Origin of the sequence: Desulfosarcina sp., from assembly GCF_041551955.1 — a bacterium.
Taxonomy (GTDB): domain Bacteria; phylum Desulfobacterota; class Desulfobacteria; order Desulfobacterales; family Desulfosarcinaceae; genus Desulfosarcina.
Window position 1 is genome coordinate 1 of the sequence record NZ_JBFELV010000121.1, and the last position, 12,369, is coordinate 12,369.

General features: G+C 55.9%; 9 protein-coding genes. 4 read left to right on the top strand and 5 right to left on the bottom strand.

From position 1 onward, the window contains the following. From ABYV26_RS11195 to ABYV26_RS11215, 5 genes are all read right to left on the bottom strand, one after another. A partial coding sequence (locus ABYV26_RS11195) for a branched-chain amino acid ABC transporter permease (protein WP_372681009.1) occupies positions 1-835 on the bottom strand: 835 nt, incomplete at its 3' end. After that, positions 825-1,712: a branched-chain amino acid ABC transporter permease gene (locus ABYV26_RS11200; RefSeq protein WP_372681011.1), complete on the bottom strand. Its 888-nt coding sequence runs from the start codon at positions 1,710-1,712 to the stop codon at positions 825-827. The genes ABYV26_RS11200 and ABYV26_RS11195, both read right to left, overlap by 11 nt. Positions 1,713-1,961: 249 nt before the next feature. Continuing rightward, positions 1,962-3,215 (bottom strand): ABC transporter substrate-binding protein, encoded by a 1,254-nt coding sequence (locus ABYV26_RS11205; RefSeq protein WP_372681013.1) that lies wholly within the window; start codon positions 3,213-3,215, stop codon positions 1,962-1,964. A gap of 571 nt (positions 3,216-3,786) precedes the next feature. Beyond that, positions 3,787-5,202, bottom strand: coding sequence for a sigma-54-dependent transcriptional regulator (locus tag ABYV26_RS11210; protein ID WP_372681015.1), 1,416 nt, complete (start codon positions 5,200-5,202; stop codon positions 3,787-3,789). Continuing rightward, positions 5,195-7,330 (bottom strand): cache domain-containing protein, encoded by a 2,136-nt coding sequence (locus ABYV26_RS11215; protein WP_372681017.1) that lies wholly within the window; start codon positions 7,328-7,330, stop codon positions 5,195-5,197. The genes ABYV26_RS11210 and ABYV26_RS11215 overlap by 8 nt, the downstream gene beginning before the upstream one ends. A gap of 233 nt (positions 7,331-7,563) precedes the next feature. Here ABYV26_RS11215 and ABYV26_RS11220 point away from each other — a divergent pair, with 233 nt between their 5' ends. The 4 genes from ABYV26_RS11220 to ABYV26_RS11235 all read left to right on the top strand — a co-directional run. After that, a complete protein-coding gene (locus ABYV26_RS11220; RefSeq protein ID WP_372681019.1) occupies positions 7,564-7,824 on the top strand; it encodes a hypothetical protein in 261 nt (86 codons plus the stop codon). A gap of 19 nt (positions 7,825-7,843) precedes the next feature. Further along, positions 7,844-8,761 carry a M55 family metallopeptidase gene (locus ABYV26_RS11225; protein WP_372681021.1) on the top strand — a complete coding sequence of 306 codons (918 nt, stop codon included), beginning with the start codon at positions 7,844-7,846 and terminating at the stop codon, positions 8,759-8,761. A gap of 339 nt (positions 8,762-9,100) precedes the next feature. Further along, on the top strand, positions 9,101-10,963 hold the full coding sequence (locus ABYV26_RS11230) for an ATP-binding cassette domain-containing protein (protein ID WP_372681023.1): 1,863 nt from the start codon (positions 9,101-9,103) through the stop codon (positions 10,961-10,963). Then, the coding region (locus tag ABYV26_RS11235; protein ID WP_372681025.1) for a radical SAM protein at positions 10,960-12,369 on the top strand (1,410 nt) is incomplete at its 3' end. The genes ABYV26_RS11230 and ABYV26_RS11235, both read left to right, overlap by 4 nt.

Sequence of the window (12,369 nt, forward strand, 5' to 3'; positions counted from 1 at the left end):
CCAGGGAGATAATGCTGCGGGGATGAATAAACAGCGAGAACTGAGCATAAAAGGTGCCTGCCAGGGCGGTAAGAAACGAACTCATGGCCATGGCCACCAGTTTGGCCCGTGATACATTCACACCCAGTGCCATGGCGGCCTCGGGCTCTTCTCCGCCGGCGTTCAGATAATATCCCAGCTTGGACCTGGAGATAAACCATGTCAACGTCAATACGGCGATGAGCATGAGCAGGATAATGTAGTAATAGGGCTCCTTGCCGCTAAACATGAAATTGGCCAGACCCATGTTGACGGGCGGGATCTGAAGCCCCCTGGGGCCGTTGACCTTGAGTGGCCCGAGGTAGTCGATATTCTCGACCATGACGCGAAACCCCTCGGCAAAAGCGATCGTTGCCAGGGCGAAGTAGGCACCGCGCATCTTGAAGGTCGGCAAACCGATCAGCACACCCGCGACAACGGCAATCGCCCCTCCGATCATCATGCCGATCCATGGGCTGACGCCGTATTGCAGGGACAGGATGGTCGATGAATAGGCGCCGATGCCGATGAACACCGCATGGCCCAGCGGCAGGACCCCGGCGAATCCGCCGACCATGTTCCAGGAGGTGGTAAGGTAGGCGTAAAAGTAAATCAGGACGATGATGTGGAGCCAGGTCGGGCTGTCGACAATCAGCGGCAGCCCGAATGCGAGCACGGCGACCGATGCCAGCAAGACCTTGTTGATCGTGTCCTTGATCACCGCTTTGGCCATCGAATCGGCCGATTCCTCCGGCACCGCGGCATTCGCCCTTACGCGTTTCGGCTTTTCAGATGCTATGAATTCCTTACCAGTCATATTTAACTCCGAACAAGCCCGAGGGTTTGATGAAAAGAACCAGTAGAAAGAGTCCGTACACGATTGCTTCGGTCCAGGTGGCGGTCATGAACTGGGGTCCGATGGATTCGATGAGCCCGATGATCACGCCGCCGATGATCGCCCCATGAATGCTTCCCAGACCGCCCAGGACAACGATAATAAACCCCTTGATGTCGAAGAGAACGCCCACGGTGGGGAAGATGTTGTAAAAGGGGACCAGGGTGACCCCGGCGATCCCGGTCACAGCGGTTCCGATGCCAAATGCCAGGTTGTAAATTTTGAATTGATTAATGCCGGCGAGGCTTGCCGCATCTCGATCCAGGCTGGTCGCACGGATGGCGCGCCCCGTCCGGGTGCGCTGAAAAAAGTAGTAGACCCCGACAGCCGTGACGACGGCGGTCACGCATCCCCACAATTTGGGTACGGAGATGAAAATCTCGCCGATCTCGATCATCTTCCCTTTCAGGGGATTTTCCGCAATCGACCGATACTGGGGGCCAAAAAGAACCAGGGTCAGATTATCGAGGATGTACCAGACGCCGGTGGTGACGATGATCACCGTCAGCGGTTCGCGGACATCCTTTTCGGCCTTAAAGATGGGCTTGATCACAATATCCTGCAGGCAGTAGCCGAAGAGGAACATCACCGGGATCACGAAAATCAGGGAAAGGTAGGGATGCAGCCCGGTCAGCGTTACCGTCCAGAAGGCCAGATACATCCCGACCATCAGAAGGGAACCGTGGGCAAAGTTAACCACCTTGAGCACCCCGAAAATGATGGTCAGGCCGAGTGCGGTCAATCCATATATGGACCCCATCATGATTCCGTTAATTGCATCTTCAATGAGATAGATCATCTGTGCCTCCAACCCGCATGAATGGTTTGCCTCGCAACATCGTGGCTCTCATGGGGTTCGACTGATTCCCCTATCCATCCGTCGGCGTTGCCCATGGCCACCACGATTCATGCAAATATGGCGGCCATGGGGCCTATCGTGGACCCTCCCCGCGGACAGCCCCGGGGAAGCTCCACCGTAAGGATCATATCTATTCCCCGTTCGGTCGCATTCCCCGCCGCAAGCGGCGGGGAATGCGCTCCCGGTTCATCAAGGCATGGGGAACAAGGGTTTGTATCCGGCCCTTCTTGCGCTCATGGGCCAACATGAGATTCGTTCCAGGCCGTTTCCGATGTCATTGATCTGAACCATGACCAGGGAGGCATTTTGGTTCTGTCCGGTTTCGTCAAAGTTGACCGAGTCGTAACCGACAATCATGCCGGGCCCGTCCTTGAGTTCGATGTCGGCAAGCGTCTGCCGGATTTTCGCCGGATCGAGGCTGCCGGCCTGTTCCAGGGCCTCCTTGATCAGATACATGGCAAGGTAGGCATCCACGGCTTCACCGGTCAGGTTCGTGCCGTATTTGGCTTTGTATCTTTCATTGGTCTCTTTGGCACCGGCTTTGTTGACGTCGGTTTCCCACTCAACGATATCAAAAATGTACCGGGCATTGTTGCCGGCCGCCTGCATGAAGGAGGGATCCGCATGGCCGCCGCCACTGGTGATGATCGCCTTCAGGTCGACCTTGTACTCGGCCAGGGTGTTGGTCAGAAGAATGGCATCGGCGGCATTGGAGACCAGCATCAAGACGTCTGCCTTGGACCGGCGGATTTTCTGAACCACCGGGCTCAGGTCGGTGGCGGTTGACGGATACGGTTCATCCAAGACCACATCATATCCGCCCTCCTGGGCCAGCCGTTTCCACTGTTCCGCGAACCCCTTGCCCCAGTCGCCGTTTTCATAGACGAAGGCCAGTTTCTTGACTTTGGTATTGAATTCCTTTTCCATATCCTTCAGAAACGAGAATTGATCCCTTGTCCACCATGAATCCTTGGCGGCGATTCTGAACACATTTTTAAATCCCTGCTCCGTAATCTTGTCGGACACGGATACCGGCACGATAAAAGGGATTCCATAGCGTTCGGCAACCGCCGTCGTCGGATAGGTGACGGCAGAATTCCAGCACCCGGTCAGAACATTCACCTTTTCGGTGTTGATCAGTCTTTCGGCCTCGGCAACACCCTTTTCGGGTTTTGACTCCGAATCGGCAAAGAGAAGTTCCAGCTTGGCGCCACCAAGGGACTTGATGCCGCCGGCGGCATTGATCTCTTCAACCGCCATCTCACGGACGTTCTTCCCCTGCTGCCCCACGGATGCAGACGGCCCGGACAGAGGAATGATGTTGCCGATTTTGACAACGTTGTCAGCAGCCATCGCCGGTGCGACGACAACAACTGTGGTCAGGAAAAAACCAATTCCCAGTGCGGTCAGCATACCCATCCATCGCGTATGTTTTTTGTTCATCTCCTTGCCCTCCTTAAATTGGGTTGAGTTCCACTGCGTTCAGCCTGCCCGATGCAGGTCATACAGGTGGGTGATCCGGGTTGAAAGACCGGATCATTGAACCCTCCCCGCGGCAAGCCGCGGGGAATCTTCACCGTAAGGATGAAAATCGATTTATCGTTCGCTCGCTATCGCGGTTCACCATGGCAGCTAACGCAACGGGCGTGCCACCCTGCCAATTGCGTCTCAACCATCTGGAAATAAATAGAATGGGCCGAATCGAATGGGGTCGAAACGGTACGGAAGGATCTATTCTGTCAACGTTGGCGGTCAACCATGGTTGACCCGGTCAACCAAAGTTGACGGATTCGTTTAAAAGCCCGAGATCTGCGTTACGTTTCATCCCTGGTCACTGCGGAGTACCCCTATGTACGCTGCCTGTGGCACCCGCGACAGCGGTATTCTCGGGATGAAACATGAATGTTCGCCGTACGGATGAAGATCGATTTGCTGTTCGCTCGCGAACCCCGCTCGCTTTCGCGGCTCGCAAGCCTTGATCTCGGGTTTTAAACAAACCCGAAGATTGACCGGGTCAGGATTTCTTTTTCTTCAGTCGTTTGTTCAACGCTTGCTTGGAAATCCCCAACACTTTTGCCGCTTCACTCTGATTGTTGTTGGCGGCTTCCAGTGCTTTTTGAACCGCATATTCGGTCAATTCCACGAGGGTGGGAAGCTGTCCAAAAATCGATTCCAGGGAAATCGGGAGAGCGGACGCGGGCGCTTGATCGACAATCGTCTGTCCTGCACGGAGCCTGTCAATGATACCGTGTTCGGCCAACACGTCTGAATGGCATTGGGCGACCGCATCGTAAATATAGCCCTTTAATTCACGAACGTTGCCGGGAAATGGCATGGACGCAAGCAACTCCAACAGACTATTGCTGACGGAGGCGATATGCTTTCCCATACTTTTCGCCGCCTGGTCTGCAAGATAGTCAACCAGCAGCGGGAGATCTTCCATCCTCTCTCTCAGCGGCGGGATCTGAATCAGGTGGGTAGAGAGCCTATAGTACAGATCGGTGCGCAATCCATCGGTCAATCCGGCAAGATGGTTGATTTTTTTGTTGGTCGCCGCAACGATCCGTGCGCGGCATTTTTGGGGGTGATCGTCGCCGAGCGAATAGTAGACACCTTCTTGAAGGAGCCGCAGCAGTTTGACCTGGGAGGTCTTGTTCAGGTCGCCAATTTCATCCAGAAAGAGGGTTCCCTGAACGGCTCTTTCAATCAATCCGGTTCGGTCTTTTTCTGCACTGGTGTATGCGCCCTTGCGATGGCCGAACAGGGTGTCCGAAAAGAGCGTATCGTCCAGTCCCGACACATCCACGGCGACAAATGCTCCGCTGCCGCCGCAGACATCATGAATGGCCCTGGCAAACAATTCTTTGCCGGAACCGGTCTCACCTGTAATCAGTACGGGTTGACCGCTTGCGGCAATCGACTCGATATAGTGAAACAGGCTGATCATGACATGGTTTTTGGTAATGATAGCGGAAAAATCTGCCGGGTGTTGCAACTGTTTGTGGAAAGAGAGCCCCTTCAAGGTCATGACTTCATTTCTCAAGGACGATATTTCGAGGGCGTTTCTCAACGCCGATCCGAAGGTCTCGAGATTGATCGGTTTAACCAGATAGTCATGGGCGCCGAGTTTGAGGCATTCCACCGCCATTTCGATATCTGAGTTGGCCGTGCAGATGATCACCGGCGTCTGGGGATAGGTTTCGCGGAGTTCGGCCAGCACCACTTTGCCGGGTTTGTGGGGCATGTTCAAATCAAGGAACACGATACTGGGATGGCGGTCTTCGAGCACGGCCAACAGGTTCCTGCTGTCGCTGACCCGGGTAATATTTTTTATCCCCATGGACTCGAGCAAAAAGCTGTAGGCCTCCAGTTCTGACTGTTCGTCATCAACCAGAATGACGTGGGTTCGAACACCGGAGAAATTAAGCATTCCGCTCTCCTTTCAGGTCCGACAGGGGCAACTGTATCGTAAACTGGGCACCGACGGACAAGTTCTCAACCGCAATCTGGCCGAGCATTTCCTTTTCGACGATGCGCTTGGCCATATATAGCCCGATGCCCGTTCCGGTGGCCGTTCCTTTGGTGGTGAAGTAGGGTGTAAAAATTTTGGGCAGCAGCGACTCCGGGATGCCGCAGCCGGTGTCCCGGATCTGAAGAACGAGGGAACTTTCCTCGGTTTTCACCTGCAGGTCGATCACCCCTGGAAGGTGATCTTGCCCGGTTTGCTGCGCCTTCTCCTTGATGGCATCCTTCGCATTGGAAATGATGTTCACCAGAACATGCACAAATTCATTCTTGTACCCGAAGACAGAGCGTTCCCGCAGTTCCGTGAGATCGTTGATCTCCAGTGTGATGGCATTTTGCCTCAGTTGGGGGTTGATCAGTTTCACCGCACTTTCAATGGCATCCTGAACGTCAAAGGCCTGTTTTACTTTGGAGGGCCGGAAATATTGCCTGAAATCATTGATGGTCAGGGACATGAACTGAATCTGGGAGTCTGCTTCCTTGACCAGTTTGTCGATGAATGCCTTGGTGATGAGATTATTGTAAAATGCGCTCGGTAGGCTGGCGATATACGTGGACAGGGCATTCAATGGCTGGCGCCATTGGTGGGCAATTGCGCTGAGCATTTCACCCATCGCCGCCATTTTCTGAACCTGGCGAAGCTCATGCTCCGCGTTGGCTCTTTTCGAAATATCCCAGACGCTGTAAAGCGTCACTGTCTCGCTGTCCAGTTCCAGCGTTTTAACCCCCACTTCGGCGGGAAATTCCGTCCCGTCCGCGCGCTTGAAGGCCCACTCGAAGATCACCTGCTCTCCTGACGCCAGCCGTTGAAGGATCTGATCGAACTTCGTTTGACTTTCCTGCCCATCCTGCTGGACGTCCGAAGACAGGTCCAGCATGGTCTTGCCGATGATCTGCTCATGTTCGTATCCAAACATGAGAACTGCCTTTTGATTAGACTCGATAAAACGAAAGTGCTTGCTGAGTATGATGGCATTGGTTGCCACGTTGAACAGTGTCTGATAGCGCGTTTCGATCTCTTTTCTCCGGCTGATTTCACCGATCAGGTCTTTGTCCTTGCCGGATAAAATTTCTTTGTGTTGCTTGACGATCCTTTCGAACCGTCTTTTGGATATCACGAGAATCAGCGCGCTGCCGCCAACGACCAGGAACATGAGCGCAGTAAAAACCCCCAATATTTTGAACACCATGCCCATGGCGAACAGCATGGCCGTATTCTTGGCCAGCGTGTAGGCCTCTCTTTTCAGAACCGTTGTACACAAAAACCAGCCCGTATAAGTCAGTTTCTGAAAGGAGAGAATCTTGTCCTCTCCTTTGTACTGATAGTAGTATGGACCTGAGCCGGCGGACTTGAAGACGGTCAGAATCTGCTGCAGGCTTTCATCCGATTCCTGGATTTTGGTGGTCATCAGCAGGGTCTCATCCGGATGCACAAGCACCGTGCCCTGGTTGTCGATGATGAAGGTGTAGCCGGATTTTCCGATTTTGACGTTCATCACATTCTGCCTGAGCGTATCCAGGATGATATCCGAACTGAGGACCCCTACGAATTCATTGGCCACCACCAATGGCCGGACGATGGCGATGACCATTTTATTGGTGGTCATATCCACATAGGGCGTTGTGAAGGTCGTGCGATTGTCGGCCATCGCTTTCTTGTACCAGGGGCGAATCCTCGGGTCATACCCGTCGGGAGGGTTCCAGTCGGCACCGTCAATCATCGTGCCGTCCTTCAAACCGATGTACACATCGGAAAAATTACCGGCTTTCATCGCCATTTTTAACAATCGCAGGATTTGCGGATTTTCGACAATGGGTACCTGTTGCACGGCTGCCGCCGTGGCATCGACGATCCGTACGTGTTGGGCGAGCCAAAGATCGACTGTTTTCGCCGCGCTCTCAGCAATCTGCTGCTGGTGGTTTTGAATCGTTTTTTCAGTAATCAACCGTGTGCTGTTGTATGTGACCCCGGCCAGGATCAGGATAATCAGCAGTCCAATTGACACCCATAAATAGGTTGCTTTGTGATTCATGGTCTTTCCCATTGAAGCGCAGTGGCGAGCGGTTGTGCCGTCTCCAGGCACGGGGCCGCGCGCTCAACTGAAAAGCGCCTGCCATGCAGCGCCGCTGCAGTGCAATCAACGGTCCGCAGTTGGTCGGGACGGGCATTTATCCCTTTCTTTACAATGAAACCCCTCCCAGAACAACAACCATGCCATTGAAGCCTTCACCAGTTATTCCCTCCAGGTTTCCTTGCCGACCGCACATGACGGTGAGGGGGGGCCGCTTCGATGTCATCCAAAGCATTCCCCATGGGCGCACGCTGCTGGCGGACAGCGCCGTTTTGCACCACGTGCAGATCCCCGGCCGGCCAAGACGGCTCAGACGATTCAAGGCCTTGCGCAGACGCTTGGAAACCATCGACATTGCCATCCACCGCGGTCGCCTGATGACCGGACGGGTTGAGCCCTTGACCCCTCCAAGCCTTATGCGTTATGCAAAGCTCAACATACGCATCCCGATGTGACCCTTCAGAGCGATTTCCCATGCAAAAGCCCCTCACCTGCCGCAGCATTCTCATCATTGCCGACATCGAGGGCAGCAGCGGATGCGGCAGCTACCGGGCCTCATCCTTTCTGACAAGGCCCTGGGCACGCGCCTGCGCATCCATGTCCCGGGACGTGGATGCCGTGGTCAAGGATCTATTCGATGCCGGCGTCGACCGGGTGACGGTCAAGGATTTTCACCGCACCGGCTACAACCTGATGCCGGAGTTGATCGACCGCCGCGCCCGGATCATCTGCGGCTACCATCAAGGCCCCGTGCCGGGCTTAGGCGACCCCGGAGACGCCGATGCGGCGATGATGATCGGCATGCACGCGGCAGCAGGCACGCAAGGATTCTTGCCCCACACCCTGACCTCACGCCTGGCATCTCTGGTTGTCAACGGCCGCCCCCTGGCAGAGGTGGAGTTGTTCGCCGCATCCCTGGCCCCATTCGACATCCCGGTGGTGTTCTTTTCCGGCTGCCCTGCGGCCTGCGCTCAGGCGGGTGAACGCATCAAGGGCATTCAGACGTTTCCCATCGACAAAAGTATCCCCTCGGAAGCGCTTGACGCCGGCCGATGGCGAAGCGATCTGGCACAGGCGGCCGTTCACGCCCTGACCAACGGCTCGGTGGCGCCCCATTGCCCCGACGGTCCCTTCCACGCCGAAATCACCATCCGGGACGGGGCAGCGGCAGCTGCAAAAATGGCCGATCGATGGGAATTTAAACGCGCCGGAGCCACCGTAAGTATCGATGCGGAGGATATCCACACCCTGTTTACCAGCCTGATCCGCCTGTGCTACCTGCCCCCGCTGGCCGAAAAGACACTGCCCTACAGCCTTGACCTTTTCAATCTGGCCGGCCGCCTGGGCCGGCTGTGGGTCCGACGTCAGTTGAAGATCGAGTCCCGACATTGACACCCGGTCCGCCTTCATCTATACCTCCACCCGTATGGAACAGCTAAGACCGCCAGCTGCGCTGGGCGCAATGTTTCGGTTTGGCAGACAAATGCCGGTGCCGGTTCACAAATGGCAGGTTGCGGTTCAGGCCGAGGCCGCAGTGATGCATAAAGGAATATTTATCTTCAACCGATCAATACTTCGGGAAAATGCAGATTTCAGACGGGTTTGTAAAAAGTTCGAGATCAAGGCTTGCAAATCCCGAGGAGCGAGGTGTATCGGGAATACTCCGCAGTGACGAGGGATGAAGCGTAACGCAGATATCGGGCTTTTTTACGAAGCCGTCCAATATAATATATGATTAGTATCGACAATATACACAAGAGCTTTGGCGGCCGCGTGCTATTCGACGGCGTCAGCTTCAAGGTCAACGCGAAAGAGCGCATCGGCCTGGTGGGGCGCAACGGCCACGGCAAGTCGACCCTGTTTCGGATCATCGTGGGCGAAGAAGGCTGCGATGACGGCGCCGTCACCATGCCCAAAGGCTATCGCATCGGTTACGTTGAGCAGCACATCCAGTTTACCGAAACCACCGTGCTGGCCGAAGGCATGAAAGGCCTGATCGCATCGGAAAAAGACCACCACTGGAAGGTGGAGAAAATTTTGGCCGGCCTGGGATTTTCCGACGGCGACATGGTCAGGAGCCCCCACGATTTTTCCGGCGGCTTCCAGGTGCGGCTCAACCTGGCCAAGGTGCTGGTTTCGGAACCAGACCTGCTGCTGCTGGACGAGCCCACCAACTACCTGGACATCACCTCCATTCGTTGGATTGAAAATTTTTTGCTCTCCTGGCCCCATGAGCTGATGCTGATCACCCACGACCGGGGGTTCATGGACAAGCTGGTGACTCACACCGTGGGCATTCACCGCCAAAAGGCCAGAAAGATCGAAGGCAATACGGAAAAGTACTACGACCGCATCGCCCAGGATGAGGAGATCTACGAAAAAACCCGGCTCAACGACGAGCGACGCGAAAAAGAAATCCGCCTGTTTATCTCGCGATTCCGGGCCAAAGCCCGACTGGCCAACATGGTCCAATCCCGGGTCAAAACCCTGGCCAAAATGGAAAAAAAGGACAAGCTGGAGCAGGCCAAAAACCTGGAATTCTCCTTTCGCGGCAAGCCGTTCAAGGCCAAGCAGGTGTGCACCGTTGAAGGCCTCTCCTATGCCTGGGGAGCACAGCGGCCGCTTTTCGAAGACCTGAATTTCTCCATTCTGGCCGGAGAGCGCATCTGCGTCGTGGGCAAGAACGGCAAGGGCAAGACCACCCTGCTCAAAGTACTGGCCGGCAGTCTGCCCCCTGCATCGGGAAAGATCGCCTACAACCCGCAGGTCGAATCCGGGGTGTTCGAGCAGACCAATGTCCAGAGCCTCGTGGACAATAGGACCGTAGAAGAGGAGCTCCTTTACGCCCAGCCGGACGTGGACCGCCAGAAGGCGCGCAACATCTGCGGAGCCATGATGTTCGAGGGCGACAGCGCCTTGAAGAAGATCAGCGTGCTATCCGGCGGTGAGAAGAGCCGGGTGATGCTGGGCAAACTGCTGGTCACCCCAGTGAACCTGCTGATGCTGGACGAACCCACCAACCATCTGGACATGGACGCCTGCGACGCCCTGCTGGCCGCCATCGATAATTTCGACGGCGCGGTGATCATGGTCACCCACAACGAAATGTTCCTGCATGCCCTGGCCGACCGGTTAATTGTCTTCGATGACGTCGGCGCCCGCATGTTCGACGGCAGTTACCAGGCGTTCCTTGAAAAGGGCGGCTGGGGGGACACGCCGGCAATGACCCGGCGGACGGACGAAGCAGACGTCGACCGGGCCCCCGACCTTCCCCGTCCCACGAAGAAGGAACTCAGGCGCCTGCGATCGGAAATCCTCACCGAGAAATCCAAGGTGCTCAAACCTATGGACGATGCGATCGCTGCAGCCGAAAATACGATTGAAAAAAATGAGGCCCTGCTCGACCGCTTGAACCGGGAGATGGTCGAGGCATCCGAACAGGGCGATGGCGCCCGAATCGGTCCCCTTTCCCAGAAAATCCGAGCCTGCCAAGAGATCATCGAAGCCCGTTTCGCCGACATGGAGCAGATGGACGAACAGCGCCAGCGGCTGGAAAAGAAATTTGAAAAACGCCTGGCGGAATTGGAGGCATGAAATCCATTCTGCTGATCAATCCGCCGGTCGCCAAGCCCTGCGAACCTCCCGCAGGAGCGGCCAAACTGGCCTGGGCCCTGCGTGACCAAGGGGTCGACTGCCGAACCTACGATGCCAGCATCGACGGCATCCTGGGGCTTATCCGGCGGCCGATCACGGCCGACGACACCTGGTCCCGGCGGGCTATAGCCGGACGGACGGCCAACCTCCAGGCCCTGCGGTCCCTGGATCTTTATGGCAACCGGGACCGCTACAAACGGGCGGTCATGGACACCAACCGGACCCTTCACATGGCCGGTTTAGCATTCGAGGCGGCCGTCACCCTGTCCAACTATGGATCGCCGACGCTTTCACCGATTCGCAGCACAGATTTGGTGCAGGCGGCCGGACAATTCGAATCCAACCCGTTTTATTCAATCTTTTCACCAAGGCTGTTGGATCTTTTCGACCAACGGGAACCGGCGATCGTCGGCCTGTCGATCAATTTCATGAGTCAAGCCCTGTGCGCCTTTGCGATAATCGGTTTTATCCGCAAGCAGTTGTCCCGGGTGAAGATCGTCTGCGGCGGCGGCCTGGTGACCTCCTGGATGAACATTCCGAACATTGGCAACCCGTTTGCCGGACTGGTCGACGAGATGGTTTGCGGACCAGGTGAAAGCCGGCTGATCGAGATGTGCACGGGTAAAAATGACATCCCACCCACGATCACCGGTTATGACTATTCTTGCGATGAACCGGACCGCTATTTATCACCGGTGCAGGTGCTGCCTTACAGCACCTCAAGGGGATGCTACTGGAGAAAATGCGCCTTCTGCCCGGAAACCGCTGAAGGTGGGCCCTACTCGACCGGCACCCCGCAGGCGCTTATGGAAGATCTGAGACAAGCGGTCGCCCGCCGTTCGACCGGGCTGGTGCATTTTTTGGACAATGCCCTCTCACCCCGGCTGCTGGGACATCTGATCGGCCACCCGCCCGGCGTTCCCTGGTATGGATTCGCCCGCGTCACCCGGCACCTCACCGACCCTGACTTTGTAAAAGGGTTGAAGGCCTCCGGATGTGCCATGCTGAAGCTGGGAGTGGAATCCGGGGATCAGAACGTGCTGGATGCCCTTGGCAAAGGCATCCACATCGATACCGTATCCCGTGCACTGGAAACCATTCACCAGGCGGGCATCGCCACCTACGTGTACCTGCTCTTCGGCACACCGGCGGAGGATGAGCGCAGCGCCGCTAAAACGCTGGATTTTACCCTTGGCCATTCAGCCTTCATCGATTTTCTCAACCTGGCCATCTTCAATCTCCCCCGCAACAGTCCAGAGGGAAATGAGCTTCAACTCCGGGCTTTTTCCAGCGCCGATCTGGGTCTCTATTCCGATTTTCACCATCCCCGGGGGTGGGACCGCAAG